The organism is Erythrobacter sp. (genome assembly GCA_019739335.1).
Lineage (GTDB): Bacteria > Pseudomonadota > Alphaproteobacteria > Sphingomonadales > Sphingomonadaceae > Alteraurantiacibacter.
Genome location: CP073261.1, coordinates 372,794 through 399,624 on the forward strand (window position 1 = coordinate 372,794; position 26,831 = coordinate 399,624).

Consider the following 26,831-nt stretch of genomic DNA (forward strand, 5'->3'; position numbering starts at 1 on the left):
TGGGAGAGACCAACAATGAAGACCCGTGCCGCCGTAGCCTTTGCCCCGAAGCAGCCCTTGGAGATTGTCGAACTTGACCTCGAAGGCCCCAAGGCAGGCGAAGTGCTGGTCGAGATCATGGCCACCGGCATTTGCCACACCGATGCCTATACGCTCGACGGGTTCGACAGCGAGGGTATTTTCCCCTCGGTGCTCGGCCATGAAGGCGCAGGCATTGTGCGCGAAGTGGGCGCGGGCGTTACCAGCGTGAAGCCGGGCGATCACGTGATCCCGCTCTACACCCCCGAATGCCGTCAGTGTAAATCGTGCCTCAGCGGCAAGACCAACCTCTGCACCGCGATCCGCGCCACGCAGGGCAAGGGGCTGATGCCCGATGGCACCAGCCGGTTCAGCTACAAGGGGGAGACGATCTTCCACTACATGGGCTGTTCGACCTTCTCGAACTTCACCGTGCTGCCTGAGATCGCGGTCGCCAAGATCCGTGAGGACGCGCCGTTCCAGTCGGCCTGCTATATCGGCTGCGGCGTGACGACCGGCGTCGGCGCTGTCACCAACACCGCCAAAGTGCAGGTGGGCGACAATGTGGTGGTGTTCGGCCTCGGCGGGATCGGGCTCAACGTGATCCAGGGCGCGCGGCTGGCGGGCGCGGGCAAGATTATCGGAGTCGATATCAATCCTGCGCGCGAGGAATGGGGCCAGCGCTTCGGGATGACCGAGTTCCTCAATTCCAAGGGCATGAGCCGCGAGGAAGTCGTCGCCAAGGTGGTCGAAATGACTGATGGCGGCGCGGACTATACCTTCGATGCCACCGGCAACACCGAAGTGATGCGCACCGCACTCGAAGCCTGCCACCGCGGCTGGGGCACCTCGATCATCATCGGCGTGGCCGAAGCGGGCAAGGAAATTTCCACCCGCCCGTTCCAGCTCGTCACCGGGCGCAACTGGCGCGGCACCGCATTCGGCGGCGCCAAGGGGCGGACGGACGTGCCCAAAATCGTCGACATGTACATGACCGGCAAGATCCAGATCGATCCGATGATCACCCACGTAATGGGGCTGGAAGAGATCAACACCGCGTTCGACCTGATGCACGCGGGCGAGAGCATCCGTTCGGTGGTGGTGTTCTAGGGTAAGTCCTACCTACTTCGTCACCCCGGCCCCCGAGCCGGGGCCCCGCTTTGACCGCGCCTCTGCAAGCGGGACCCCGGATCAAGTCCGGGGTGACGAATGCGGGAATAGGTTTCACAAGTCCGAAAATTTCGGCTATGTGATGAAACGAGAGAATCGCAGAGGGCGAAGCGCTGCCGCTCGCCCAGCAAGGAGAGGCCACGAACATGCTCAATCACGTTTTCCTCGGCACCAACGATGTCGATAAATCGCGGGCCTTCTACAACGCCACGATGGGCGCGATCGGAGTTGCTCCGGTCGGCGAATATCCGCATCTCACCATCTACGCCAACCAGGACGGCGCAGTGGCAGTGGGCAAGCCTGCCAACGGCGAAGCGGCCAATCCCTCCAACGGCGCGACGCTCGGCCTGAAGGCTGCCAATTACGCCGAAGTCGATGCCTGGCACGCGGCAGGCGTAGCGAATGGCGGCACCTGCGATGGCCCTCCCGGCATTCGTCCCAACAGCCCCGGCCAGATGTACGGCGCTTACCTGCGCGATCCGGATGGCAACAAGGTCTGCGCTTTCGCTCCCAACGCGGGTGACGCAGCCTGATGCCTCTGTTCACCCACGTGCGGGTCGGCAGCACTGATCCTGTGGCCTCGCTCGCCTTCTATGACGCGACTTTCGCGGCATTGGGCGTGCCCGGCCAGCACCACGAGGGTATTCACGGCATGTACGGCACGCCGGAAACCGGCCTGTTCATGGTCGGCCCGGCGGCCGATGGCGAGCCGGCCTGCCCTGCCAATGGCGGGACCATCGGCTTTACTGCCGCCGACCCGGCTTCGGTCGACGCGTGGCACAAGGCCGGTCTGGCCAATGGTGGCACCTGCGAAGGCCCGCCCGGTCCGCGCCCCTATGGCCAGAAGCCGATGTATGGTGCCTATATGCGCGATCCTGTCGGCAACAAACTCTGCGCCTTTTTCATCGACACAAGCGCCTGAAACGGAGGAAATTATGTACAGCCACATGATGATCGGTTCCAACGATCTGGACCGTTCCAAGACCTTCTACGATGCAGTGTTCGGCGCGGTCGGTGCCAATCCCGGCGTCCTCGATCCCAAGGGTCGCCTGCTCTACATGCACAAGGGCGCGATGTTCCTGGTGACCAAGCCGATCGACGGGGAGCCCGCCTGCATCGCCAACGGCAGCACTATCGGCTTCGCCATGGACGATCCCGCACAGGCCGATGCCTGGCACGCGGCGGGCGTGGCCGCTGGCGGCAAGGCGATCGAGGATCCGCCGGGCGTGCGCGAGCTGGGCACGATGAAGCTCTACCTCGCCTACTTGCGCGATCCCGACGGGCACAAGCTGTGCGCCCTGCACATGATGCAGTGAGCTAGCGATGACTCTCGAAACCGTCAGCACCGCACGCTGCCACGGCGGCATGCAGGGCGTCTATCGCCACCAGTCGAGCGCCACCGGCACGCCGATGACTTTTGCGGTCTATGTGCCCGAGCATGAAGCTGGAGCAAAATTGCCGGTGCTCTGGTGGCTGTCAGGGCTCACCTGCACGCATGAGAATGTGATGGTGAAATGCGAGTACAAGGCGGCCTGCAACGAGCACGGCGTGATTTTCGTCTGCCCGGACACCTCCCCACGCGGGGAAGGCGTGCCGAATGACGAGGCCTACGATTTCGGGCAGGGCGCAGGGTTCTACGTCGATGCCACGCAGGAGCCGTGGGCGGAGCATTTCCGGATGCGCAGCTATATCGAGGACGAACTGCCCGCGCTGGTGGCGGCAAATTTCCCGGTCGACATGGAGCGGCAGGGGATTTCCGGCCATTCGATGGGCGGCCACGGCGCGCTGACCGTCTCGCTGCGCAATCCCGGCCGCTTCCGCTCGACCAGCGCCTTCGCACCGATCGTCAGCCCGCTCAACTGCCCCTGGGGAGACAAGGCGCTGACCGGCTACCTGGGTGACGATCGCACGGAATGGCGCGCCTACGACAGCGTCGCGCTGATCGAGGACGGCGCGCGGATCGACGATCTGTTGATCGATCAGGGCAGCGCCGACGAGTGGCTACAACCCCAGCTCAAGACCCACCTGCTCGAAGCGGCAATCGACAATGCCGGGATGGCCGCGACGGTCCGGATTCAGCCGGGATACGACCATTCCTATTTCTTCGTCTCCACCTTCATCGCCGATCACGTAGCCTGGCACGCCGGAAAGCTGAAAGCATGAGCGACAAGTCCACCCGCATCGGCGAGATCGTCGCCCTGCACCACCATCGCGAAGGGCCGCTGCTGCCGATCCTCAACGATGTGCAGGCCGCGTTCGGCTGCGTCGATGCCGAAGCCGAAGCGCTGATTGCCAAGGGGCTCAACCTCAGTCGCGCCGACGTGCACGGCGTGGTCAGCTTCTATCACGATTACAAGCCGCAGGCCGATGCGCGCCCGGTGGTGCAGGTGTGCCGCGCCGAAGCGTGCAAGGCGCGCGGGGTTGAAGCAATTGTGGCCGCAGCAGAAGCGGCGGCGGGGGCGCGGGTGAAGATCGAAACGGTCTATTGCCTCGGCCTGTGCAGCGCCGGCCCTGCCGCGCGCACGGGGGACGACCTGCATATCCGGCTCGATGCGCAGAGCATCGCCGAACTGGTGGAAAACGCATGACTTTGGTGAAAATCTCCGACGACGCGCTGGCCCGCGCAGGCGGGGCCGACCGGCTCGCCGCCGCCTTCGAAGCCAAGGGCTGCGAAGTCCACCGCGTGTCAAGCTGGGGGATGCACTGGCTCGAACCGCTGGTCGAGATCGACGGTCAGGGTTTCGGCCCTGCCACGCTCGCCGATGTCGAGGCGATCCTCGCCGGGACGAGCGACAAGGCCATCGGCACGATCACCGAACATCCCTTCATCGCCGGACAGGTGCGCTATACCTTCGCCCGCGCCGGCAAGACGCGCCCGCTCTCGATGGAGGACTACGCAGCCACGGGCGGCTGGGCCGGCCTCACCCGCGCGCGGCAGATCGGTTCCGAAGCCATCGTGGCGGAAGTCACGGCATCCGGCCTGCGAGGACGCGGCGGGGCCGGGTTCCCGACCGGGATCAAGTGGGACACGGTGCGCAAGGCGCCGGGCGACCGTAAATACATCGTCTGCAACGCCGACGAGGGCGATTCTGGCACCTTTGCCGACCGCGCATTGATGGAAGGCGATCCCTTCGCTTTGATCGAGGGCATGGCGATTGCCGCCAATGCCGTCGGCGCGCAGCAGGGTTACATCTATTTGCGCAGCGAATATCCCGACGCGATCCGCAAGCTGAATGCGGCGCTGGACCTGTGCGCCGACATTATCGCTCCCTTCAAATGCGAAGTGCGCGTCGGTGCAGGTGCCTACGTCTGCGGTGAGGAAACGTCCTTGCTCAACAGCTTGGAAGGCAAGCGCGGTGAGGTCAGAGCCAAGCCGCCGTTGCCCGCGCTCGAGGGCTTTCTTGGCAGTCCGACAGTGGTCAACAACGTCCTCAGCCTCGCCGCCGTGCCGCACATCCTCACCGAAGGCGGGTCGAGCGCGTACCAGAACATCGGCTTCGGCCGTTCGCGTGGGACAATGCCGATCCAGCTGGCGGGCAATATCAGGCACGGCGGGCTGTACGAGATCGGCTTCGGCGTGACGTTGGGGCAACTGGTCAATGACATCGGCGGCGGCACCGCATCGGGTCGCCCGGTTAAGGCGGTGCAGGTCGGCGGGCCGCTCGGCGCCTATCTCCACCCCGACCAGTTCGACATCGTTTTCGATTACGAAACCTACACCGCTGCCGATGCGCTTATCGGCCACGGCGGGATCACGGTTTTCGACGACACCGCCGACATGGGTGCGATGGCGCGCTTCGCGATGGAATTCTGCGCGGCGGAAAGCTGCGGCAAGTGCACCCCCTGCCGGATCGGCGCGGTGCGCGGGGTGGAAATCATCGACCGCATCCGTGCCGGTGGCAGACAGCGCGACGGAGTCGAAGTCTTGCCGCAGATCCACAACGCGCCCAAGGATGCCGGACGCGAGGCGGCGCAGGAAATCGGCCTGCTGACCGACCTTTGCGAGACAATGAAATTCGGCTCGCTCTGCGCGCTGGGCGGCTTCACCCCCTATCCGGTGATGAGCGCGCTGAAGAACTGGCCGGAGGATTTTACCGGCCGGTCCAGCCTGCCCGAGGTTACGGAGTAGTGATTCTCGGCGCGGTCCTCGCAGGCGGCCAGTCCACCCGCTTCGGCAGCGACAAGGCGCTCGCCGAACTCGGCGGTCGCACGCTGATTGCCCGCGCGGTCGATGCGCTATCTGGCTTCTGCGAATATGTCATCGTCGTCGGCCGCGCCGAAGCCCCTGCTCCGACCATTCCCGACTGGCCACGCGCCGGGATGGGGCCGCTGGGCGGGATCGCCGCCGCGCTGCGGTTCGCCCAGGATAGCGATTACGCCAGCGTCCTCACATGCGGGGTCGATTCTGTCGCCTTGCCCGCTTCGCTCTTGGCGGATCTTTCACCGCCCCCTGCCTATCTTGAAACCCAGCCCGTTATCGGGCATTGGAGCAGTGACAACGCAGCCATCGTTTCGGCCATCCTCCAGAGTGAAGGACGCCACTCGATGCTCGCATTTGCCGGGGCCGTGAACGCCCGCCCGGTATCGAGCACGGATGCGCCAGCCAATATCAATACGCCTGCCGATCTTGCAGGCCTGGAGCAATAGCTATGGGATACCAGCCCGCCAAGGATTTCGGCACCCCCGCCTCGACCGCGACCGAGACCGTCACCCTCAGCATCGATGGCCGCAAGGTCACCGTGCCCGTGGGCACCAGCGTGATGCGTGCGGCGGCGGAGATCGGCGGAGACATTCCCAAGCTCTGCGCCACCGATAACGTCCAGGCTTTCGGCTCCTGCCGCCTGTGCCTGGTCGAAATCGAAGGCGCACGCGGCACGCCCGCCAGCTGCACCACCCCGGTGGCCGAGGGGATGCAGGTCAAGACCCAGACCCCGCGTCTCGAAAAGCTGCGCAAGGGGGTGATGGAGCTGTACATTTCCGATCACCCGCTCGACTGCCTGACCTGTTCGGCGAACGGCGATTGCGAATTGCAGGACCAGGCGGCGGCGGTGGGTCTGCGCGATGTGCGCTATGGCTATTCGGGGGAGAACCACCTCGGTCTCCAGACCGACAACTCCAATCCCTATTTCTCGTTCGATGCCAGCAAGTGCATCGTCTGCTCGCGCTGCGTGCGCGCCTGCAACGAAGTGCAGGGGACTTTTGCGTTGACCATCGACGGACGCGGGTTCGCGAGCATGGTTTCCGCCGGGCAGGACGGGGACAATTTCCTGTCAAGCGAATGTGTCAGCTGCGGCGCCTGCGTGCAGGCCTGCCCGACTGCGACCTTGCAGGAGAAGAGCGTCAAGGCGATCGGCCTGCCCGAACGCGCTGTCGTCACCACCTGCGCCTATTGCGGCGTCGGCTGCACCTTCCGCGCCGAAATGCGGGGGGAACAGCTTGTGCGTATGGTGCCCTACAAGGACGGCAAGGCCAATCGCGGGCATAGCTGCGTCAAGGGCCGGTTCGCCTATGGCTATGCCAACCACAAGGATCGCATCACCTCGCCGATGATCCGCGAGTCCATCGACCAGCCGTGGCAGGAAGTCAGCTGGGAAGAAGCGATGGCCTTCACTGCGGGCAAGATCAGCGCGATCAAGGCGGAACACGGACCGATGGCGCTGGGCGGCATCACCTCCAGCCGCTGCACCAACGAAGAAGTCTATGTGGTGCAGAAGATGATCCGCTCTGTGTTCGGCGCGAACAACGTCGATACCTGCGCGCGGGTGTGCCATTCGCCCACCGGCTACGGACTGAAAACGACTTTCGGCACCAGCGCGGGGACGCAGGATTTCGATTCGGTCGAGCATACCGATGTCGCGCTGGTGATCGGTGCCAACCCGACCGACGGGCACCCGGTCTTCGCCAGCCGCCTTAAGAAGCGCCTGCGCGAAGGGGCGAAGCTGATCGTAATCGATCCGCGCCGCATTGATCTGGTACGCACTCCGCATGTCGAGGCGTCTTATCACCTGCCCCTGCAGCCGGGCACGAACGTGGCCGTGCTCACCGCGATGGCGCATGTGATCGTCACCGAGGGACTGGCGAACGAGGAGTTTATCCAGGCCCGCTGCGATGTCGAGGCCTATGAGGACTGGGCGCGCTTCGTTTCGGACGAGCGCCATTCGCCCGAAACGCTTGAACCCGTCACCCGCGTTCCCGCCGGGGACCTGCGCGCAGCCGCACGGCTCTATGCCACCGGCGGCGCTGGCCTTAGCGATGTTTCGCGGGGCCACAGAGGGAATTCCGCGATCTATTACGGACTCGGAGTTACCGAGCATTCGCAGGGCTCCTCCACCGTGATGGCAATCGCCAACCTGGCGATGGTGACCGGCAATATCGGCCGCAAGGGCGTGGGGGTGAATCCCCTGCGCGGGCAGAACAATGTCCAGGGCGCCTGCGACATGGGCAGCTTCCCGCACGAGTTGCCCGGCTATCGCCACCTGTCGGACAGCGCGACCCGCGAACTGTTCGAGAAGGACTGGAGCGTGTCGCTCGATCCCAATCCCGGCCTGCGGATCAACAACATGCTCGATGCGGCTGTCGATGGCAGCTTCAAGGCGATCTACATTCAGGGAGAGGATATCCTCCAGTCGGATCCCAACACCCAGCACGTGGCTGATGGCCTTTCGGCAATGGAATGCGTGATTGTCCACGACCTGTTCCTGAACGAAACCGCCAATTACGCCCACGTCTTCCTGCCGGGCAGCACCTTCCTCGAAAAGAATGGCACGTTCACCAATGCCGAACGGCGCATCCAGCCGGTACGCAAGGTGATGGAGCCTGCCAATGGCTACGAGGACTGGCAGGTGACGCAGTTGCTCGCCAATGCGCTGGGAGCGAACTGGAATTACAGCCATCCGAGCGAAATCCTCGACGAGATCGCCCGACTCACCGGCAGCTTTGCCGGAGTGAGCTGGGACATGTTGCAGGAACGTGGTTCGGTGCAGTGGCCGGTCAACGAGACGCACCCCGACGGCTCGCCGGTGATGCACATCGAAGGCTTCGTGCGCGGCAAGGGGCTGTTCGTGGTGACCGACTACGTGCCCACCGACGAGAAGACCGGCCCGCGCTTCCCGCTGCTGCTGACCACCGGGCGCATCCTCAGCCAGTACAACGTGGGCGCGCAGACCCGGCGCACCGCGAACACCGTTTGGCACCAGGAAGACCTGCTGGAAATGCACCCCACCGATGCCGAGAACCGCGGCCTCAAGGATGGCGACTGGACCAAGCTCGCCAGCCGCACCGGGGAGACGACGCTGCGGCTCAAGGTCACCGATCGCGTGGCTCCCGGTGTTGTCTATACCACCTTCCACCACCCGGCGACGCAGGCCAATGTCGTCACCACCGACTATTCGGACTGGGCGACCAACTGCCCCGAATACAAGGTGACGGCGGTGCAGGTGATGCCGAGCAACGGCCCGACCGACTGGCAGGAGGATTACCAGGAACTCAGCGAGCGTTCGCGGCGCATTGCTGGCGAGGAAATGGAACCGGCGGAATGAGCCAAGAAAAACCTCACAAATCCCAGCTCGAAACGCTCAACCGCTTTGCCAACGAGATCGCGCGCAATTTCGTCGCCATCGGCCACGACAAGGCGGTGCTGGCGACGGCGGACCATATCGAAAGCTTCTGGGACCCCCGCATGAAAGCCGCGGTGTTTGCCAGCGACCGCTCGGGGCTCGGTCCGATTGCGGCCGAAGCGATCGCGCATCTCGAGGAAAAGGGCCACCCCGGCTCGCAAACCCGCGCGACCGATTTTTCCAAGCACGGCGATCTGCACAATTCGGATGCTGGGTGATGCGCCAATCCCCCCTCCCCTTCAGGGGAGGGGCCGGGGGTGGGGGCGAGGCGCAGAGCGTCTCGCTGGGGCCGCAGGCCCCATCCTGCTCTGCACGTCGCGCTCGCTTTGCTCGCCACCACCCCCAACCCCCTCCTCTGAAGAGGAGGGGGCTTTATGATCGAACATCACCCCGACGGCACCACCAGCCCTGCCACGCGCAGCTTCGTCCCTGAAGTCCCCGTAGCGCTCGAATACAACGGCCTCAGCTATGCGGTGATGATGGCCACCCCCACCGATCTCGAAGATTTCGCTCGCGGCTTCGCGCTCACCGAAGGGCTGGCGCAGACCCCCGCCGACGTGACCGACATCGCCATTGCGCAAGTCGAACACGGCTGGATCGCCCGCGCAACGCTCACCGGCCTCGGCATCGACAAACTCACAGACCGGGTGCGCACGCGGGTGGCGGAATCATCGTGCGGGCTCTGCGGGATTGAGAACCTCGAGGCCGTCTCGCGCCCCCTCCCCCCTGTCGCCGCGCACGCCGCGCTCGAACCGCAAGCGATCTTCGCCGCGCTCGGCGCCCTGCGCGATCACCAGCCGCTCACCCGCGCCACCGGAGCGGCTCATGTCGCCGCCTATTGCAGTCCCGAAGGCACAATCCTCCACGCCCGCGAGGATGTCGGGCGGCACAATGCGATGGACAAGCTCGTCGGCGCGCTCGCCATGGCCGGTCAGGACGCCAGCGAAGGTTTCATCCTCTCCTCCGCCCGCTGCTCGTACGAAATTGTCGAGAAGGCGGTGCGCGCCGGGGCCACGCGGCTGGTCACGATCTCGCTGCCCACAAGCATGGCGGTGGAGCGGGCGACAGCGGCGGGCCTCAGTCTGTGGTGCCTAGCGCGCCCGGATTCGGTGCTCTGCGTAAACGACGGTTCCGGGCGCGGATAAGGAGTTCCCCAGAGCGTCGCACGCCTGCAACACATTGTCAGTATCTGTCAGGCATAGTGGAACGCAACGCCGCAACACGCGCTGGACAAGCATGGACCCCGCTCTCGCCTCCTGGCTGCCGCTTGGCTTCATTGAAGCCTTCATGGCCATGCCATTTGGCGAAGTGATCGTGCCCGCCCTGATCGGACTGCTGGCGGCTTTCGTGGTTTCGTTCTCGATCCCCGGAGCGCTCACTCCCACCGCGTTCTTCAGCGGGCTGGTACTCGGTTTTGGCGGCATTCTGGTGGTAGCCTTGGGCGCGGCACTTGGCAGTCACCTTCTGTTCCTGGCTTCACGCCGCTGGCTGTCGCAAACGATGCGGCGTCGTTTCGGCGCAAGGCTGGACGGGGTGCGCGGGCATCTGGAAAAGCGCGGCCCGATCTATGTCGCCACCGCGCGGCTGGCCGGTGTGCCGCACGTGCTTATCACCGCCGGCTGCGCCGCCGCCCCGATCAGCGCCCGCAACTTCGCCGCTGCCAGCCTACTGGGAATGCTCCCCGCGATCACACTTGCGGCAAGCGCGGGTTCGGGGTTGGCGCTGCTTTAGCGACTCAACCGGAACACCGCATGTTCCGCCCGCCAGTTCGCATTCGCCCCGCCGATCTCCCGCCCCCCGGCGAAAAACCACGCGTCTTCCACCCGCACGCCTTTTTCGCGAAGCAGGTCGCGGAAATCGGCCACGGTCAGGTGGTGGATGTTCTGCGTCGCGTACCAGCTCACCGGCAGGTGCCGCACCACCGGCATCTTCCCGCCCAGCAGCAGCGCAAAGCGCATCCGCCAGTAGGCGAAATTGGGGAAGCTGACGAAGGCCTGCTGGCCCACGCGCAATAGCTGGTCGAGCAGCCAGTCGGGCCGCTCGGCGGTTTGCAAGGTCTGGCTGAGGATCGCCACGTCGAAGGCGCCGTCGGGGTAATCGGCCAGATCGCGGTTCGCATCGCCCTGCACCACCGAAAGCCCGCGTGCCACCGCGCGCTCGACTTCCTCGGGATCGATCTCGATTCCGCGCGCATCCACCCGCTTGCTGTCGCGCAGTTCGGCCATCAGCGTGCCATCACCGCAGCCGACATCGAGCACGCGCGCGCCGTGGGGCACCTGCGCGGCGATCTTGGCAAGGTCGGGCCGCATTACGCTCATCCGATGAAGCCTTTCACCACCCGGTCCAATGCAGGGACATCGAGCAGGAAGCTGTCGTGCCCGTAGGGCGCGGACAGTTCGACAAAGCTGACCGGGGCGGCAATCGCGTTCAGCGCGTGGACCACTTCGCGCATGTCGGCGGTGGTATAGAGCCAGTCGGTATCGAAGCTGACGAGGCAGAAGCGGGTGTCACTGGCGGCACGGAAGGCATCGGCGAGCCGCCCCCCCGCTTCCTCCGCGAGATCAAAGTAATCCATGGCGCGGGTAATATAGAGATAGCTGTTGGCATCGAAGCGATCGGTGAAGCTGATTCCTTGATGGCGCAGGTAGCTTTCCACCTGGAAATCGGCATCGAAACCGAAGCTCTTGGCATCGCGATCCTGCAGCCGCCGCCCGAATTTCTCGGTCAGCCCGGCTTCGGACAGGTAGGTGATGTGCGCCGCCATCCGCGCGACGGAGAGCCCCTTGTCCGGAGTCTTGCCGCCGTAATAGTCCCCGCCCTGCCACGCCGGATCGGCCATGATCGCCTGCCGCCCGACTTCGTGAAAGGCAATGTTCTGCGCCGAATGCCGCGCGGTGGTGGCGATGGCGAGCACGCGCCGGGTGCGTGCGGGGAAATTGGCGGCGCAGCTCAGCGCCTGCATCCCGCCCATTGATCCGCCCACCAAGGCGTGCAGCACGTCGATCCCCAGCACATCAAGCAGCGCCATCTGCGCGCGAACCATGTCGCGAATGGTGATGACGGGGAAGCGCATGGCATATGCGGTGCCATCCTCACCCGCGCTGGCCGGTCCGGTCGAGCCCATGCAGGAGCCGAGCACATTGGCGCAGATCACCTGGAAGCGGTCGGTATCGATCGGCTTGCCGGGGCCGACCATCCGCTCCCACCAGCCGGGCTTGCCGGTGACGGGATGGGTGCTGGCGAGGAACTGGTCCCCCGTCAGCGCGTGGAAAACGAGGATGGCGTTGCCCCGGTCCGCCGCCAACTCGCCGTAGGTTTCGTAGGCGATCTCCACCCCCGCCAATTCGCGCCCGCTGTCGAGCGGGAGCGGGTGGGGTAACACTGCCTTGCGGAAGGAGACGGACTGCGCGGTTGCCATGGCGGCGTGGGACTTGGGCGAGGTATGGGCGGGTGTCAATCGGCTGCGATAGCGACGCCAAAACACTGTCCTACGCGCGCCCGCCGCGCTATGCGCGCGGCCATGACTGCGACACGCCCTGAAATGAAGCCCTATGTAGCGGCGATCCATGCCTATGTGCCCGGCAAGAGCGCGGGCGCTGACGGCAAGCCGTTGATCAAGCTGTCGGCCAATGAGAACCCGCTCGGTACTTCGCCAGCGGCCCTGAAAGCGCGGAGGGAAGCGCCGGGGCCGGATCGCTATCCCGATCCCGATTCCACCGCGCTGCGCAGGGTACTGGGCGAATTGCATGGCATCGATCCCGCGCGCATCGTCTGCGGGACCGGTTCGGACGAACTGCTCAATCTGGCGGCGCAGGCCTATGCCGGGGCAGGCGACAATATTGTCCATGTCCGCTACGGCTTCGCGGTCTATGACATCGCCACCCGTCGTTGCGGTGCGGAAGTGCGGATCGCGCCGGACAAGGACTTCGGCACCGATGTCGACGCCCTGCTGGGCTGCGTCGATGCGAACACCCGTGTGGTCTTCCTCGCCAATCCGAACAACCCGACCGGCACTTACCTCCCCGCCGCCGAGCTTGCGCGGCTGCACGCGGAGCTGCCCGCTGATGTGCTGCTGGTTCTCGACCATGCCTATGCCGAATACCTGCCCGACGGGATGGACGATGGCGGCATGGCCTTGGCCTCGCAGGCAGAGAACGTGCTTGTTACCCGCACCTTCTCCAAGATCTACGGCCTTGCGGGGGAACGGATCGGCTGGGGCACCGGAGCCCCGCACATCATCGACGCGCTCAATCGCATTCGCGGGCCGTTCAACGTGACTTTGGCCGGGCAGGCGGCGGCGGAGGCAGCGGTGCGCGACCAGGACTTCGTGCGCGCCAGCCGCGATCACAACGCGGCCATCCGCGCGCAGTTCGTCGCCGCAATCGAGGCGCTGGGCAATCACGGCCTGCGCGCCGTGCCGAGCGAGGCGAATTTCGTGCTGGTGCTGTTCGAAGGCGCGCTCGCCGCCGAGGCTGCGCTCGAAGGGATCGCCGAAGCGGGCTATGCCGTGCGACACCTGCCGGGGCAGGGACTGGGGCAAGGCCTGCGCATCACTGTGGGCACCGCTGAACAGATGGACGCCATCGCCTCCACCCTGCGCCGCCTGTGCGAGGCCACCGGATGAGTTTCGAGCGGGTCGCCATCATCGGCCTCGGGCTGCTCGGCGGGTCGATCGGGCTGGCGGTGCGCGAACACCTGCCGGGTGTCGTTACGGTCGGATATGACAGCGATCCGTCGGTTCTCGAACGTGCGCGTTGGCGTAAACTTTGTGTAAACTTTGCCGATGATGCCGCCGAGGCCGTACGCGGGGCGGACCTGGTGGTGCTCTGCGTGCCGGTGGGGGCGATGGCCGCGGCTGCGGCTGCGATCGCGCCCGGACTCTCGCCCAGCGCGGTGGTGAGCGATGTCGGCTCTTCCAAGGAAGGGGTGTCGCAGGCGCTGGCAGAGGCACTCCCCGGCCGTCACATCATCCCCGCGCATCCGGTCGCAGGCACCGAGCAGTCCGGCCCCGATGCCGGGTTCGCCAGCCTCTTCCACCAGCGCTGGTGCATCCTCACTCCGCCAGAAGGCGCCGACCCTGATAAGGTCGCCGCGCTGGTGGCGTTCTGGCAGGCGCTCGGCTCGACTGTCGAAGTGATGGAAGCCGCGCACCATGACCGGGTGCTTGCCGTCACCAGCCATATCCCGCACCTGATCGCCTACACCATCGTCGGCACCGCCAGCGATCTGGAAGAAGTCACCCGCAGCGAAGTGATCAAGTTTTCCGCCGGGGGCTTCCGCGATTTCACCCGCATCGCCGCCAGCGATCCGACCATGTGGCGCGACGTATTCCTGCACAACCGCGAGGCGGTTCTGGAAATGATGGACCGCTTTCTCACCGATCTCGCTTTCATGCGCGAAGCGATCCGCGCGGGCGACGGGGAGACGATGTTCGATCTGTTCAGTCGCACCCGGGCGATCCGTCGGGGGATCGTCGAACTGGGGCAGGACGATGCGCGACCCGATTTCGGGCGCAGCGATCACGAGGCTTAGGGGAGACGGCGATGAGCGAGCTGGTAATTACCGAGCAGGCGGGCGGCGTGCTGACGCTGACGCTCAATCGGCCTGAGAAGAAGAACGCGCTGACCGACGCCATGTACGCCGCGCTCGCCGATGCGATGGAGGCAGCCGAAAGCGACCCGGCGGTGCGCGTGATCGCCTTTCGCGGTGCTGGCGACCTGTTCTGCGCGGGCAACGATATCGGCGATTTCCTCGCCGCTGCATCGGCGGACATCGGCGCGGCTAACGTGTTCCGCTTTATCCGCCTGCTCGGCAGCGCGGGCAAGCCGCTGGTGGCAGGTGTGCAGGGGCGCGCGGTGGGCATCGGCACCACCATGCTGCTGCATTGCGATCATGTGGTGCTGGCAGAGGACGCGCAGCTTTCGACGCCGTTCGTTGGGCTGGGACTTGTTCCTGAGGCGGCTTCCAGCCTGATCCTGCCAGCGGTCATCGGCCACCAGCGCGCGTTTTCGATGCTCGCCCTTGGCGAGCCGATGGGTGCTGGAGAGGCCTTGGCGGCTGGCCTCGCCAATGCCGTGGTGCCCAACGACCAACTCGACGCAGCCATGCACGCCGCAACGGCACTCATCGCTGCGCTGCCTCCCGGTGCAGTGCAAGCGACCAAGGCGCTGATGCGCGACCGCGCTGCAGTCGCGGCGAAGATGGAAGCGGAAATCGAAGTGTTCGCCCGGCGTTTGCAAAGTCCCGAAGCACGCGAGGCCTTCACCGCATTTCTCCAGAAACGCGCACCGGACTTTTCGCAGTTCTAGCTTTCAGCCGGGCAATACGCCGCGCTTCCAGGCGACCAGCTTGGGGCGGAACTCCTGCCTGATCTCATCGTGTTGGTTGAGCGTTACGCAATGCGCGACGACGGCCCCCCGCCCCGGTTTTGATCGCGAGAAGATGATCTCCTCGATCCTCGTGCGCACCTGCAACACGTCGTCAGCGCGCGTCGGGGTAGGCCAGCGGATTTCGCCCCCCCCGCCGATCACGCCGTTCGCCAGGGGGATCGATGCAACCAGTTGCCGCATGGTGATTGCGGCCGTGTGCCAGCCGCTTGCGGCAAGACCGCCGAAGAAAGTGCCCTCCGCACCAGCCGAATCGGTATGGAACACCTGCGGATCGAAATCGCGGGCGAAGGCAATGATCTGTGCGGCATCCAACGCATGACCTTCGCTTTCGAATGTCTGTCCGACTGTCAGGTCATCAAGGTACAGTTCGTCCACGCCTACTCCGCCGCCACCGCTTCGCGCTTCGCGTGCTCCTGCGTCGCGAGGAAGCGCTCGGCATCGAGCGCGGCCATGCAGCCGGTGCCCGCTGCGGTCACTGCCTGTCGATAGGTGTGGTCCATCACGTCGCCACAAGCGAAGACGCCGGGGATGCTGGTCTTGGGCGTACCGGGTTCGACGATCAGGTAGCCGCCATCGTCCACCGGCAGCTTGCCTTTGAACAGCTCTGTCGAAGGCGCGTGGCCGATGGCGACGAAGGCCCCGTCCACCGCCAGTGTCGACAACTCGCCGGTCTGCGTATCGCGCAGTTCGAGATGGCCCAAAGCTCCGTTTTCGCCTGCCACGAACCGTTCGACCGCCTTGTTCCACAGCACCGAGATCTTCTCGCTGGCGAACAGCCGGTCTTGCAGGATCTTCTCGCTCCGCAACGAATCGCGCCGGTGGATCAGCGTCACGTCGTCCGAATGATTGGTGAGGTAGAGCGCTTCTTCCACTGCGGTATTGCCGCCGCCGATCACTGCCACCTTCTTGCCGCGATAGAAGAACCCGTCACAGGTGGCGCAGGCGGAAACGCCCTTGCCGCCCAATTCCGCCTCGCCCGGGACGCCAAGCCACTTCGCCTGCGCTCCGGTTGCGATCACCAGCACGTCGCCGATATACACATCGCCGGAATCGCCCACCGCGCGAAAGGGGGAGCCGTTCTCGAGATCGACCGAGACGATCGTGTCCCACATCATCCGCGTGCCGACATGCTCGGCCTGCTTCTGCATCTGCTCCATCAGCCACGGGCCCTGGATCACGTCGGCAAAGCCGGGATAGTTCTCGACATCGGTGGTGATGGTCAGCTGACCGCCGGGTTGCAGCCCCTGCACCACGATCGGCGCCATCCCCGCGCGCGCGCCATAGATGGCTGCGGAATAGCCCGCCGGGCCGGAGCCGATGATGAGCATGCGGGTGGTGTGGGTGGCCATGGCTTCGCAATTCCTTCCGTCGTCGCAACGCAGTAGGAAGCCGCCCGATTCGGTGCAAGGCAAGGCGGGGCGCTTGTCAACGACCCCGGCCCACGCCCCGCGTCCCCAAGAGACATTCAGTTCGCAGCCCGCTGCGCACTGAAGTAACCTCAGTAGTTCTGGTTCGCGTTGTCCTGCCGCTGCAAGTCGCCCTTTTCGGCCATCCGCTTCACCAGATAACCTGCGCCGAGAGCGCCAAGCAATCCGAACACACCCATCCGCCGCGCAACCGGGATAGCCAGCGCACCGAGGATCGCCCCGCCGGTGCCGCTCACTCCGCGCGTCGCATTGCCAGCAGCAGCACCAGCCGCAGCACCAATAATCTTGCCAATCATCATGAATCTCCTTTTGCAGAGTAACGCATGTCAAGGAGCATGGGTTCCAATGGGACCGAGAGTGATGGTGGGCAACGCAATGATGGCTCCTAGATTTGTGGACGCTTTCTTTCCGATTCCGAGGACATGAGGTGTCGATTGGGGAAGGCTGATTTCAGCGACGAGCTCAAGTCCAATGCGGCAGGTCAGATCCCTGGGCGCGGGTATCGTATTGAGAGGTCTCCGAGCGGCTCGGCGTGAGCCAGCACTCTTGGTGTACTAAGAAGCAGCAGTTTGCGCAGAACCCGGAGGAGGGATCGAAAGACACGGAGACCCGAAACGCGGAGACCGGAGATGGCCACGTCCGATACCTTCCGAGCCCTACTCCTCACCCTTAATCGCAGGACGCCGTCCTAGCCGCGACAGCAACGCAAAGCATCGCCTGCATCACAACAATACAAAGAAGAAGGGGTCGGAGGGTTACTCCTCCGACCCCTGGGATTTTCGCGAGTCCCGGTTCGAAGCTTAGTTGCCCGAACCTGGCCCGTAAGTCACTTCCACGCGGCGGTTCTGCAGTTCGCGTACACCGTCGGCAGTCGGAACCCGGTTGCGGCTTTCACCGAAAGCTTCGCTGGTAATGCGAGCGGCCGGGACACCGCGACCAGTCAAGTACTGCTGGACAGAAGCATTGCGGCGCTCCGACAGTCCGACGTTGTAGATCGCCGAGCCAGAGCGGTCGGCATGACCGGCCAACATGACTGACGCCCTGCCGCAGTTGCCATAAGCGGTAGCCGCCGAATCCAGCACGGTTGCCGCTTCCGGCGTGATCGCTGACTGGTCCCAGTCGAAGAACACGATGTAGGGCCCCTGGTCGCAACGCACGGCTGGCGGAGGGGGCGGAGGAGGCGGAGGAGGCGGAGGAGGGGGCGGGGGAGCCGGGGGAGGCGGCGGCGGTGAGGGCGGGGAGACAGCCGGGGCGCGTCCACCAAATGCGATCCGCAGGGTGGCCGTTCCCCCATGGACCTCGTGTGCATCGCCAAACCAGCCTTCGTAACCCAACCGCAGCGAAACACGGTCGCTTAGCGAGGCAGCAAGGCTCAGGCCTGCTACGATTGCGTCCTCATCCCGCTGAGGCCCGAGCACTGTGAAGCTTGCTCCCGGTTGCGAAACGAAGGAGGTGCGAAAGCTGGTCGGTGCATCGTCGAACTGATGCCGCCAACCAACTCTCGCTTCGGGCATCACCCCGCCGAGCGGCAGCGCAAGCCGCAAGCCCAGTTCGGAAGAAGCGTAGCTGTCCTTGCCGCCGGCCACAGCAAGATTGGCTGCGGTGGGTCCGGCTTCAGTGAACCCGTTCAGTTCTGCCGAGACATAATCAAGGCCGACGTAAGGGGTTGCCGTGGCCCCCCCGAGCGGGATGCGATAACCCGCTTCGCCACCCAGCGCCCAGACGGTGGCTTCGGTATCGGCCGTCGCCAGCCCCGAGATCGAACGGATTGCTATCTGGCGCGAGGATTCACCATCAAGATCGGAGTAGCTGCCCGACCCCTTGATATAGAAAGTTCCTGGATCATACGCGGCATAGGCGCCGATCTGATAACCATCGGATTCCAGCGTCCCGCCGAATTGGTCGAAGTCCACATCGCTCTTTACGTAGCCGCCGCCGATACCGATTACGCCGTATTCGCCCACGCGGAAGTCAAATCCGCTGGCCAGGAACAGCTGGTCTCCGGAGAGGCCGGTCGTATCCTGCCCCGCATCGCTGTCGATGGCTTCCGAGGCAAAGCTGGCGCTGACCCAGATCCCTACCGGGCTTTCCCGACGGCACGACAGCGAACCATCGCTCAACTGCAATGCGGCGCATTCTCCCATGTCGGACAATACGCCATTGAAGCGCGAGCCCATCCAGCCAAGCGACTGGATGTAAGTTGCATATTGGGCACCGTGCATGGTGCTGAGCGCCGAGCGGTAATCGGCCGCATCGTCGATCAGGAACATCTCGGCCATCAGCCCGCCCCAATCCCCGGTGAGGGTGGGCGAATACAGCGTTTCGATCGCATTAGCGGCCGATTGCTGGTTCGGGGTCAGGTTGAAGTCGGCATTTCCGAATGACAGACGCGAGATCCGCAGATCGACATTGTTGTTCGTATCATATTCCGCCACCGGGTTCAGGAAGATCGAACCGGTGTTGGTCCTGACCGAGGCGAACTCGCCTACGCGCGTGCCGGCATCGATAATGTCGTTGAAAAAATAGACATTGTCGTAAAGCCCGTTGGGAGTGGAAAGCTGCGCCAGCAGGTTGCCTCCGGTCAGCGTGGCAGTGTTGGCGTTGACATAGGGATAGGCTGCCTGTGCCGCGGCGGCCGCAGTGAAAGTGGGCAGTTGCAGTTTCAGCGTGCCACCCGGTGCCACGGTAAAGCTGTCCACGTTGACCGCGGCAGGTCCGTCATAGTTGGGATTACCCGCCTGCTGGTTCACCAGATAGAGCGTGGCTCCGTTCTGGATCGTCAGACTGCCGACCAATGGACCCACCGGGCCTGCGGCCGCGATGATCCCATCGATGCTGAGTGCCGAAACCAGCGTTTCTACCGACTCCATGGAGTCGACCAGCGGATTGACGATGCCGTCGAGAGTAGTCTCGCCGCTGAGGATCCGGATCGCGTCATCATCGGTCAGCACGATGTCGCCATAGACCGAGCTTGCACCGGAGAAATCGACTCTCACCGGGTTGGGCGCGTCCGACAGGTCGATCGCGGTGCCGTGCTGGAAGGTGGCTCCGCCATCCACGCTTTCACGTGCGATGATAGTGCCGCCGTTGTTGGCAATTATCATCCCGTCGTCCTCGCCCGGAAGGACCGGCGAGATGGCGAAGGTTTCGACCAGAATTCCGGTCGCATCCACTGGCGCACCATTGCTGATTGCCGTGACACGGATCGTGCCGCTGTTGGTGAGCGTGGCGGTGTTGACTGCCGAGCTGAAGTAAATCCCGACAGCTTCGGCACTTGCAGAACCAATGTCGAGGACCCCCACCATATCGCCAAGATCGCCGCCGTTGGCCGTCGCGGTGACTGCCAGCGTACCACTGTTGAGGACCGATCCCGAAACCAGATTGGTCCAGCCTTCCCAGGGATCCTCCTCTTCTTCGGCAGCCACGACGATGTCACCCTCACCACCGCCGCCACCGCCGCCACCGCTACCGCCGCCTCCTTCTTCTGGCGGGAAGGTGGTGGGATCCACCTCCGCAAGGAAGGCCATGCCGCCGGCCAGCGCATAGGCTGCGCCATCGGAATTGGTGACCGCATTGACAGTCAGCGTGCCGCCGTTGACCACTGCGAGCGCGAGGGGCTCGCCTTGGGCAACATAGCCGCCAGCCTCGCTTCCGGCCCAGGCGCCATCGGTTGCCTCGCTGGTTGCGCTGGCCGTTACGGTAAGGCTGCCGCTGTTGGCAAAGCTGGCGGTCGCCCCGCTCAGCGGAGCCAGCAGCGATTGCAGCACGCCTACAGCAAGACCATTGGCCTCGGCGTATTCACCAGTGGCCCTGGCTGTCGAGGTGGCAGAGAATGCTCCGGAGTTGCTGAACGCAGCAGATGCACTTCCGGTCACTTCGCCTTCCTGGAACACCGCTGCGCCCAGATAGGCGTTGGCGCTGCTGAAAGCTTCGGACGTGGCTGTGGCCGTGGCGCCGAACGTGAGCGTAGCCCCTGTCGCGTTAGTGAAGTTGGCAACGCCGGTGCGCCCAATGAAGCTTTCCGGGCCGCCAGCTTCGACGATCTGGTGGATCACGCCGTTGGCGCCCGCCGTGGCTGACGCCCCTTCGGCAAGAACCATCGCGGTCATCGCGTCCTCGTCCACCGGTACCACGCCGGTCGAAGTGGCATTGGCGGTGTAGGTGAAGTCAATGCTGCCGGCATTGGTCATGTCCACGGTGACATCGCCGTCGTCCGCGCCGCTGGCTTGCGCCTGCAGCACGATGCCCGCGCCCTTTGCATCATGATCCTCCGAAAAGGCATCGCCGCCGGTTGCGCTGGCGGTGGCATATTGAGCAGCGGTGGCCGTCGCGGTTGCGCTGACGTCAATCTCACCGCCAGCAAGATTGGTCACCACCACATCTGAAGTGTCAACGCCTACGCCGTTGGTGCGGGCGCGGATGTGCACCAAGCCATGTTCGCCGCCCCCTGCTTCGGCAAGTGCCGTAGCGCTGCCTTCGGTCGAGGTGCCGGTGGCGGTCGCGCTGAAATCGAGCAGTCCGTTGTTGGTCAGTTGCGCCAACGTGGATGCATCGCTCGCACCATTGCCTGAAGCGCGCATATAGAGTGCTTCAAGGGTCGTGGCTTCAGCAATGGCATCATCGACTGCGCTTGCCGTTGCGCTGGAGAATACCACGAAATCGCCGCTGTTGTTGCTCGTGGCCGTGGCCGTGCCATCGGTGTTCTCTTCAAGCGACGCTTCCTGGTGAAATCCGCCCGTCACGATCGCATGGGCACGGGCACCGAAACTGTCGCCCTCGGCCGGCGCGGTTGTGCCGCTGGCAAGCGCGGTGGAACCGACAGTCAGGCTGCCGCTGTTAAAGGCCGTAGCAGTTACCTCGGGCAGAGGGGCGGCGAGGATCTGTGAAACGGCGTCTTCGATCAAGGCATTCGCAATCGCGTGCCCATCAGGATTTGTCGCGGTAGCAGCAGCGAGCACCGAGACATCGCCGGCGTTATCCAGCAGGAGGCCATTGTCCTCCAACGCGGCAACGGTCAGCGCGTCGGCACTCACTTCCTCTTCGTGATCTTCCCCTTCTTCGCCCTGCTGGATGGTGCCGGTGGGGACGCTGACAACTGCCGAAGTCGCGGCAGTTGTCCCGGTGGTGGTGACGCCCGAGGTAAATGTCTCATCGCTTTCGAATACGAACTGGTCGGGCAACAGCGCACCTTCTTGCACCGTCTGTTGCACCGCTTCTTGGGCAAAGGCCGCAGTAGCGATCCCCAAACTAAGCAGGGACACACTTGCGGCCAGCATCTTGCGTGAATTCTTCCTCATGGTTGGCTCTCCGTCCGATTGCACACTCTCGCGCAATCAGGGAGCAAACGGTTCGATGATACCCGTAAATATACGGTACGACCCTGCGCAGGCCGCTACCGTAACATTACTAATCCCGCCGCTTGAGCAGGTTCTCTAGGTGTTGGCCGGTAATCATTCCGAACAGGAAAAAGCGATGAACGAGCATTCTACATTGCCTGTTTCAGGCGTTCGCGAGTTGAGCCTGCCGGTCGTGTTCGGACGCCTGCGGGAGGAAATCGATCAGTTGTTCGACGCCTTCAGCCGCTCGCGACCCATTCGCGACATTTTGCAGATGCCGATGATGTCAGAGTTCAATCCCGCGGTGGAATTTCAGGACTGCAAGGACCATTACGAACTCGTCGTCGAGCTGCCAGGTCTGGATGAGAAGGACATCGATATCGAATTGACCGACGGGACGCTTTCGATTTCAGGAGAAAAGCGCTCGGAAGATGAGAAGCGAGAAGGGAATTACCTGGTCAGCGAGCGCAGCTATGGGGCGTTCCGGCGTCAGTTAACCCTGCCAGCCGATGTCGATCCTGAAAATATCCAGGCCAAATACCGCCAGGGCATCCTTCAGCTAGACATCAAGAAGGATCAGGACGCAGTCAACCGGGTCCGCAAGATTGCTGTCGGTTGAACCACATGCGGCGTGTCAGTGAAGTGGCGAGTATTCCACCTTGCGAGCCGGATCGGATCGATCAGCCGATATCCCCGGTGATTGAGCCGCTGCCGCCCGAACCCGAGCCCGAGCACTCTCCCGAATTCGATCCGCCGGCGCCCGACTTCGATGAACCGGATCCAGGGTAGGAGGAATATTGCTGACCGCATCCTCTCGCAGCTTCGGGTGAACGACGGGGGATGGGCCGAAAAGCGCGCTCGGTCAGATGTCAGCAAAGGAAGCTGCGATGAAGAACATTTTGCTGTTGGTCCATGAGGACCCAGGCCAGTTCTCCCGATTGCAGGTTGCCCTCGCAATAGTGCGCACCCTGCGCGGGCATCTGCTATGCGTGGAGGTAAAGTCTATCCCTGTTTTGACAAGTGATGGATACACGGGGCTTCCGGATGCTCTGATCACCCAGCAGCTGCGCGAGCCTTCGGCGATGCGTACCCGGCTAGAGACTCTCCTGGTGCAGGAGAATGTCTCATGGTCCTTTACGGAGACGTTTGGCTCGAACGCCAGCGCTTTGGACGACGTGTCGGAATTGGCCGATCTCATTGTCTTATCGACGCACCATGAACCTGTGCCCGGCCATCGCCGTCATCCGGAAGCACTGCCCATTGAGGCGCGTCGTCCGATGCTAGCGGTTCCGCCAGGTTGCCAGGGTCTGGACACGCGGGGCTGCGTGACGGTTGCATGGGATGGATCGCGGCCGTGCAACGAAGCAATGCGCGCCGGTGTTCCCTTATTGAAATCCGCGCGCAAGGTCGTGCTCCTGGAAATCAATCAGCCGGGCGGCGTGTTCGCGATGACGGAAGCTGCCCGGTATCTTTCACGCCACGGAATTCCGGCGGAATTGTGCGGGAGATCAACTGGAGGACCAGTGGCAAGCGCGATCCTCGAACATGCAAGGCAGTGCCACGCGGACATGATCGTGATGGGCGCCTACGGCGTTCCTCGCGCGGAACAGGCCATATTCGGTGGCACCACCCGCACCATCTTGATGGAAGCGGAAGTCCCGCTCCTGTTGGCGCACTGAGGCCCCGGGCGGGCAAAGACTGAACTGATCTGAACTCGAACCAAAGGAGACGGACATGATCTCGTTAAGCAGAAACGTTTCGGCAACAGTGCTACTTTGCCTTTTGGTGGGATGCGCAACCCCAACGCCTTATCAGCCCGAAATTGCGCATTCCCAGGTCAGAGGAGGCTATTCCGATCAGCAACTGGCTCCAGATCGCTACCGCGTGACCTTTCATGGTAACTCGCTGACGTCCCGCGAAACAGTCGAAGCATTCTTGCTGTATCGCGCGGCTGAACTGACGGTGGCGAGCGGAGCCGACTGGTTTGCCGTTATCGACCGCGAGACCGATCACACCATCACACGCGAAATCCGCCGGGATCCGCTTTATGACCCATGGTTCGGACCTGCCTATGGAGGGTGGTTGCCATATTGGCGCTATTCGGTTCGCGGTTCGGGTTGGCGGGCGTGGGATCCCTATCATGCAGATCCATTCTGGGCTGACCGGTTCGACGAGCGGCAAATCGAAGAATTCGAGGCTACCGCCGAAATCAGGACCGGACAGGGCGCTCCGCCGACTGGTGCAGAGCGAGCCTATGATGCACGTGCCGTTATCGAAGCCATCGGCCCACGCGTCAGGGCCAGTAATCCTTAGCCCCGGCTTCAGAGCGGTTGCACCCAAAGGGCGAGTGTCACATTAACGACAGCCACCTTGATCAAACCCCAGGGAGGGCACCGTCATGTCGCTGTGGGCAGCGGAGGGGACAGGGCTGGTTGGCCCTTTCCCACTTTCGAATGGTTTTCACTCCACACCCGGTCCGACCCCAAGCCTGCTGCAAATGCAATTCGCAGTGCCTCCGCGAAATAGCTCACGTGGAGCTTGGCCATTATGTTTGCGCGGTAGGCCTCGACCGTTCGTGCACTGATTTGCAGGTCGAAAGCTATGGTCTTGTTGGGATAGCCACAGGCGAGTCCATCAAGAACTTCCCGCTCGCGGGCAGTGAGTTTGCCCAACTGCGCGACGGCCCACTCCCTGTGTGCGCACAAGGCGGCCAGGTTGGCGTTCTGTCTGAAGGCCAGTGCTACCGAGGCGAGTAACTGCTCACGTTCGAACGGTTTGGTGATGAAATCCGTTGCACCAGCCTGCATTGCCTGCACCGCAGAAGAAACTTCTCCGTGCCCGGTCAGGACAATAACCGGGAAATCGAGCCCGGCCTCGGGCATCCGGCGCTGGACCTCCAGCCCGTCCAAGCCCGGCATGCGGATATCCAGCAGGACGCAAGCAGGGGTCGCTTTATCAACCCGTTTCAGGAACTGTTCGCCGTTCTCCCACCGACGAGTGTCATACCCAGCGGTGCGCAGCAGGAAATCTAATGAACGTCGCACGCCATCTTCATCGTCGACAATATGAACAACCTGCTTTTCAGCCATCGATCGCCTCCGCCTTCGGTATCGTGAAGCGAAATTCTGCACCCCCTTCGGAAGCATTGCTGCACCACAACTTGCCGCCGTGCGCTTCGATTATTGTACGGCAAATCGCCAGGCCAAGGCCCATCCCGGTTGCTTTGGTACTCACGAACGGATCAAACACGCTGTTAATCAAGGTTGCGGGCAATCCCGGACCGGTGTCCCTAACGTTTACGCAAACGAAATCGCCATCCTGGCGGGCGGTGATATGGATGGTGCCCTTGTCATCCATGGCTTCCTTGGCATTGCGAATCAGGTTGATCAGGACTTGCTGGATCTGCACCCGATCGACGAACACTGCGGGAAGGCTTGCAGGCGCATCGATGCGGCAGCCAAGACTGGTGGACACTCCTCCAATCGAAGCAAAGGTACAGGCCTCGGTTAAGAGATGACGAATCGGCTCGGCTGTCCGCGCAAGCTCCCCACGAGAGACAAAATCGCGCAATCGCTGGATGATCGCCCCCGCCCGAATAGCTTCCCGCCCCGCCTCTTCCAGCGCACTGCGCAAGAGTTCATCACCAGGCCTGCCGTGGATCATGGCGGCTGCCGATTGGACGTAGTTGGCGATCGCAGTGAGCGGCTGATTGATTTCATGGGCCATTGCCGTCGCCATCGTTCCAGCGGTAGCAATCCGCGAGATGTGCAGCAATTCAGACTGCATTTCGCGTAGGTGCTGGTCAGCCTCTTCGCGCGCGGTAAGATCGCGAACGAACCCTGTGAAAATCCGCCTCTTGCCGACCACCGCCTCGCCGACGAACATTTCGTGCGGGAAAAGCGATCCATCCTTTCGACGCCCCACCACCTGCCGTGCGGCACCGATGACCCGTCGTTCGCCAGTCGCCAAATACCTCTCGAGAAAACCATCGTGCAGGTGGGCATCGGGCTCCGGCATAAGTATTGCCACGTTTCGGCCAACAACCTCGTCAGCGGTGTATCCGAATAGCCGCTCAGCGGCAGTGCTGAACCATTGGATAATTCCATGCTCATCGATTGTGATCATGCCATCGGGAGCTGTTTCAAGGATAGAGCGCAGGTGCGCCTCACGAGCAGCCATCTGGCTGTGAAGAAAATTGTCGGCGGTGTCATCGTGTACGATCGATCCATAGCCGACTATTGTGCCGCTTTCGTTGACCAGGGGGCATACACTACAGTTCGCCCTGAACGTGCTGCCATCCTTGCGCGCATGCCAGGCCTGTCGGCGGTCGACAGCACCTTGACCTGCGAGCGTCAACATTGCGGCGGGTGTGCCGTCACTTCGTTCGTCGTCTGAAAACAGGATGTCGTACGGCTTCCCGACAATTTCCTCCGCAGTCCAACCGTACAGCCGCTCGGCACCTGTGTTCCAGGATGTGATGCGCCAGTCCGTATCCAGCAGGCAGACCGCGTGGTTGAGCGCATTGTCAATCAACAGTTGCAGCTCAGTATCGATCGCGCGGAGCGACCGTGACGGCTGTGACGGCTGGGACGAGGTTGGAATGGTAATATCGGACCCCGTCACATGCCTATCTACCTTTTACCACCATGGAAGCTCGCCGAGCTAAAGAACTTCCGGCTTCCCTCCACTGCTGTGGTCTAAATCTCGATCACGGCAACCAAGCCGGAAACCAAGGCTATTGTCACCGTTCGAGTCGAATAGGGACATTAAGGATAACTTAGACAGTGGACATCCAAGATAGACCATGCCCCCTATGAGAGCAATTGCAACCGCTAGGGTAGTGGCAAACGAACCGCACTTTTCTGCTGAACCGGG

At 63.3% G+C, this 26,831-nt stretch carries 26 protein-coding genes; 18 read left to right on the forward strand and 8 right to left on the reverse strand.

From position 1 onward, the window contains the following. Positions 1–15 precede the first annotated feature (15 nt). The 12 genes from JY451_01880 (at position 16) to JY451_01935 (ending at position 10,535) form a co-directional block, all read left to right on the forward strand. On the forward strand, positions 16–1,128 hold the full coding sequence (locus tag JY451_01880) for an S-(hydroxymethyl)glutathione dehydrogenase/class III alcohol dehydrogenase (GenBank protein QZH75395.1): 1,113 nt from the start codon (positions 16–18) through the stop codon (positions 1,126–1,128). A gap of 206 nt (positions 1,129–1,334) precedes the next feature. After that, the gene (locus JY451_01885) at positions 1,335–1,721 is read left to right on the forward strand and encodes a VOC family protein (GenBank protein QZH75396.1); all 387 of its coding nucleotides are present in this window, start codon (positions 1,335–1,337) and stop codon (positions 1,719–1,721) included. A 5-nt stretch (positions 1,722–1,726) separates the two neighbouring features. Next, positions 1,727–2,110, forward strand: a complete 384-nt coding sequence (locus JY451_01890) for a VOC family protein (protein QZH76504.1) — start codon at positions 1,727–1,729, stop codon at positions 2,108–2,110. 13 nt (positions 2,111–2,123) lie between these two features. Beyond that, positions 2,124–2,504 (forward strand): VOC family protein, encoded by a 381-nt coding sequence (locus tag JY451_01895; protein QZH75397.1) that lies wholly within the window; start codon positions 2,124–2,126, stop codon positions 2,502–2,504. Between the two features lie 7 nt (positions 2,505–2,511). Then, positions 2,512–3,351, forward strand: coding sequence for an S-formylglutathione hydrolase (gene fghA, locus JY451_01900; protein QZH75398.1), 840 nt, complete (start codon positions 2,512–2,514; stop codon positions 3,349–3,351). Beyond that, positions 3,348–3,776: an NAD(P)H-dependent oxidoreductase subunit E gene (locus JY451_01905; protein QZH75399.1), complete on the forward strand. Its 429-nt coding sequence runs from the start codon at positions 3,348–3,350 to the stop codon at positions 3,774–3,776. Before fghA ends, JY451_01905 begins: the two co-directional genes overlap by 4 nt. Beyond that, positions 3,773–5,317 (forward strand): formate dehydrogenase, encoded by a 1,545-nt coding sequence (locus JY451_01910; GenBank protein ID QZH75400.1) that lies wholly within the window; start codon positions 3,773–3,775, stop codon positions 5,315–5,317. The genes JY451_01905 and JY451_01910 overlap by 4 nt, the downstream gene beginning before the upstream one ends. After that, positions 5,317–5,835 (forward strand): molybdenum cofactor guanylyltransferase, encoded by a 519-nt coding sequence (locus tag JY451_01915; protein QZH75401.1) that lies wholly within the window; start codon positions 5,317–5,319, stop codon positions 5,833–5,835. Before JY451_01910 ends, JY451_01915 begins: the two co-directional genes overlap by 1 nt. A 2-nt stretch (positions 5,836–5,837) precedes the next feature. Further along, a complete protein-coding gene (gene fdhF, locus JY451_01920; protein QZH75402.1) occupies positions 5,838–8,726 on the forward strand; it encodes a formate dehydrogenase subunit alpha in 2,889 nt (962 codons plus the stop codon). Continuing rightward, entirely contained in the window at positions 8,723–9,022 is a 300-nt protein-coding gene (locus JY451_01925) for a formate dehydrogenase subunit delta (protein ID QZH75403.1), read from the forward strand. The genes fdhF and JY451_01925 overlap by 4 nt, the downstream gene beginning before the upstream one ends. 156 nt (positions 9,023–9,178) lie before the next feature. Further along, the gene (gene fdhD / locus JY451_01930; protein ID QZH75404.1) at positions 9,179–9,949 is read left to right on the forward strand and encodes a formate dehydrogenase accessory sulfurtransferase FdhD; all 771 of its coding nucleotides are present in this window, start codon (positions 9,179–9,181) and stop codon (positions 9,947–9,949) included. A gap of 142 nt (positions 9,950–10,091) precedes the next feature. Then, positions 10,092–10,535: a VTT domain-containing protein gene (locus tag JY451_01935; GenBank protein QZH75405.1), complete on the forward strand. Its 444-nt coding sequence runs from the start codon at positions 10,092–10,094 to the stop codon at positions 10,533–10,535. On the opposite strand, the gene metW is transcribed toward JY451_01935, so the two are convergent. Continuing rightward, the gene (gene metW / locus JY451_01940; GenBank protein ID QZH75406.1) at positions 10,532–11,122 is read right to left on the reverse strand and encodes a methionine biosynthesis protein MetW; all 591 of its coding nucleotides are present in this window, start codon (positions 11,120–11,122) and stop codon (positions 10,532–10,534) included. The two genes, JY451_01935 and metW, sit on opposite strands and share 4 nt — an antisense overlap. Further along, complete coding sequence (locus JY451_01945; protein QZH75407.1) at positions 11,119–12,222, reverse strand: homoserine O-acetyltransferase; 1,104 nt, start codon at positions 12,220–12,222, stop codon at positions 11,119–11,121. The genes metW and JY451_01945 overlap by 4 nt, the downstream gene beginning before the upstream one ends. A gap of 102 nt (positions 12,223–12,324) precedes the next feature. Here JY451_01945 and JY451_01950 point away from each other — a divergent pair, with 102 nt between their 5' ends. From JY451_01950 to JY451_01960, 3 genes are read left to right on the forward strand one after another with little or no spacing between them, the layout of a single operon-like run. After that, positions 12,325–13,428: a histidinol-phosphate transaminase gene (locus JY451_01950; GenBank protein ID QZH75408.1), complete on the forward strand. Its 1,104-nt coding sequence runs from the start codon at positions 12,325–12,327 to the stop codon at positions 13,426–13,428. Next, on the forward strand, positions 13,425–14,336 hold the full coding sequence (locus JY451_01955; GenBank protein QZH75409.1) for a prephenate/arogenate dehydrogenase family protein: 912 nt from the start codon (positions 13,425–13,427) through the stop codon (positions 14,334–14,336). The genes JY451_01950 and JY451_01955 overlap by 4 nt, the downstream gene beginning before the upstream one ends. An 11-nt stretch (positions 14,337–14,347) precedes the next feature. Then, positions 14,348–15,112: an enoyl-CoA hydratase/isomerase family protein gene (locus JY451_01960; GenBank protein ID QZH75410.1), complete on the forward strand. Its 765-nt coding sequence runs from the start codon at positions 14,348–14,350 to the stop codon at positions 15,110–15,112. 3 nt (positions 15,113–15,115) lie between these two features. Here the strand turns inward: JY451_01960 and JY451_01965 are convergent, their stop codons facing one another. From JY451_01965 to JY451_01980, 4 genes are all read right to left on the reverse strand, one after another. Then, on the reverse strand, positions 15,116–15,568 hold the full coding sequence (locus tag JY451_01965; protein ID QZH75411.1) for a MaoC family dehydratase: 453 nt from the start codon (positions 15,566–15,568) through the stop codon (positions 15,116–15,118). A 2-nt stretch (positions 15,569–15,570) separates the two neighbouring features. Then, positions 15,571–16,542, reverse strand: coding sequence for a thioredoxin-disulfide reductase (trxB, locus tag JY451_01970; GenBank protein ID QZH75412.1), 972 nt, complete (start codon positions 16,540–16,542; stop codon positions 15,571–15,573). A gap of 149 nt (positions 16,543–16,691) precedes the next feature. Next, positions 16,692–16,916, reverse strand: coding sequence for a hypothetical protein (locus JY451_01975; protein QZH76505.1), 225 nt, complete (start codon positions 16,914–16,916; stop codon positions 16,692–16,694). A 504-nt stretch (positions 16,917–17,420) separates the two neighbouring features. After that, entirely contained in the window at positions 17,421–18,134 is a 714-nt protein-coding gene (locus JY451_01980; protein QZH76506.1) for an OmpA family protein, read from the reverse strand. Between the two features lie 3,958 nt (positions 18,135–22,092). Here JY451_01980 and JY451_01985 point away from each other — a divergent pair. The 3 genes from JY451_01985 (at position 22,093) to JY451_01995 (ending at position 24,269) form a co-directional block, all read left to right on the forward strand. Beyond that, the gene (locus JY451_01985) at positions 22,093–22,575 is read left to right on the forward strand and encodes an Hsp20/alpha crystallin family protein (protein ID QZH75413.1); all 483 of its coding nucleotides are present in this window, start codon (positions 22,093–22,095) and stop codon (positions 22,573–22,575) included. A 268-nt stretch (positions 22,576–22,843) separates the two neighbouring features. Next, entirely contained in the window at positions 22,844–23,635 is a 792-nt protein-coding gene (locus JY451_01990) for a universal stress protein (protein QZH75414.1), read from the forward strand. A gap of 106 nt (positions 23,636–23,741) precedes the next feature. Then, positions 23,742–24,269 (forward strand): hypothetical protein, encoded by a 528-nt coding sequence (locus JY451_01995; protein ID QZH76507.1) that lies wholly within the window; start codon positions 23,742–23,744, stop codon positions 24,267–24,269. Between the two features lie 83 nt (positions 24,270–24,352). On the opposite strand, the gene JY451_02000 is transcribed toward JY451_01995, so the two are convergent. Next, complete coding sequence (locus tag JY451_02000) at positions 24,353–25,045, reverse strand: response regulator transcription factor (GenBank protein ID QZH75415.1); 693 nt, start codon at positions 25,043–25,045, stop codon at positions 24,353–24,355. Then, positions 25,038–26,579: a PAS domain S-box protein gene (locus JY451_02005; GenBank protein ID QZH75416.1), complete on the reverse strand. Its 1,542-nt coding sequence runs from the start codon at positions 26,577–26,579 to the stop codon at positions 25,038–25,040. The genes JY451_02000 and JY451_02005 overlap by 8 nt, the downstream gene beginning before the upstream one ends. Between the last annotated feature and the right edge of the window lie 252 nt (positions 26,580–26,831).

What these genes read in the sequence shown, in the direction of transcription:
- JY451_01880 (QZH75395.1), top strand. Translation starts at nt 16, where the DNA reads ATGAAGACCCGTGCCGCCGTAGCCTTTGCCCCGAAGCAGCCCTTGGAG.
- JY451_01885 (QZH75396.1), top strand. Translation starts at nt 1,335, where the DNA reads ATGCTCAATCACGTTTTCCTCGGCACCAACGATGTCGATAAATCGCGG.
- JY451_01895 (QZH75397.1), top strand. Translation starts at nt 2,124, where the DNA reads ATGTACAGCCACATGATGATCGGTTCCAACGATCTGGACCGTTCCAAG.
- fghA (QZH75398.1), top strand. Translation starts at nt 2,512, where the DNA reads ATGACTCTCGAAACCGTCAGCACCGCACGCTGCCACGGCGGCATGCAG.
- JY451_01905 (QZH75399.1), top strand. Translation starts at nt 3,348, where the DNA reads ATGAGCGACAAGTCCACCCGCATCGGCGAGATCGTCGCCCTGCACCAC.
- JY451_01910 (QZH75400.1), top strand. Translation starts at nt 3,773, where the DNA reads ATGACTTTGGTGAAAATCTCCGACGACGCGCTGGCCCGCGCAGGCGGG.
- fdhF (QZH75402.1), top strand. Translation starts at nt 5,838, where the DNA reads ATGGGATACCAGCCCGCCAAGGATTTCGGCACCCCCGCCTCGACCGCG.
- JY451_01925 (QZH75403.1), top strand. Translation starts at nt 8,723, where the DNA reads ATGAGCCAAGAAAAACCTCACAAATCCCAGCTCGAAACGCTCAACCGC.
- fdhD (QZH75404.1), top strand. Translation starts at nt 9,179, where the DNA reads ATGATCGAACATCACCCCGACGGCACCACCAGCCCTGCCACGCGCAGC.
- JY451_01935 (QZH75405.1), top strand. Translation starts at nt 10,092, where the DNA reads ATGGCCATGCCATTTGGCGAAGTGATCGTGCCCGCCCTGATCGGACTG.
- metW (QZH75406.1), bottom strand. Translation starts at nt 11,122, where the DNA reads ATGAGCGTAATGCGGCCCGACCTTGCCAAGATCGCCGCGCAGGTGCCC.
- JY451_01945 (QZH75407.1), bottom strand. Translation starts at nt 12,222, where the DNA reads ATGGCAACCGCGCAGTCCGTCTCCTTCCGCAAGGCAGTGTTACCCCAC.
- JY451_01950 (QZH75408.1), top strand. Translation starts at nt 12,325, where the DNA reads ATGACTGCGACACGCCCTGAAATGAAGCCCTATGTAGCGGCGATCCAT.
- JY451_01955 (QZH75409.1), top strand. Translation starts at nt 13,425, where the DNA reads ATGAGTTTCGAGCGGGTCGCCATCATCGGCCTCGGGCTGCTCGGCGGG.
- JY451_01960 (QZH75410.1), top strand. Translation starts at nt 14,348, where the DNA reads ATGAGCGAGCTGGTAATTACCGAGCAGGCGGGCGGCGTGCTGACGCTG.
- trxB (QZH75412.1), bottom strand. Translation starts at nt 16,542, where the DNA reads ATGGCCACCCACACCACCCGCATGCTCATCATCGGCTCCGGCCCGGCG.
- JY451_01975 (QZH76505.1), bottom strand. Translation starts at nt 16,916, where the DNA reads ATGATTGGCAAGATTATTGGTGCTGCGGCTGGTGCTGCTGCTGGCAAT.
- JY451_01980 (QZH76506.1), bottom strand. Translation starts at nt 18,134, where the DNA reads ATGCCCGAAGCGAGAGTTGGTTGGCGGCATCAGTTCGACGATGCACCG.
- JY451_01985 (QZH75413.1), top strand. Translation starts at nt 22,093, where the DNA reads ATGAACGAGCATTCTACATTGCCTGTTTCAGGCGTTCGCGAGTTGAGC.
- JY451_01990 (QZH75414.1), top strand. Translation starts at nt 22,844, where the DNA reads ATGAAGAACATTTTGCTGTTGGTCCATGAGGACCCAGGCCAGTTCTCC.
- JY451_02000 (QZH75415.1), bottom strand. Translation starts at nt 25,045, where the DNA reads ATGGCTGAAAAGCAGGTTGTTCATATTGTCGACGATGAAGATGGCGTG.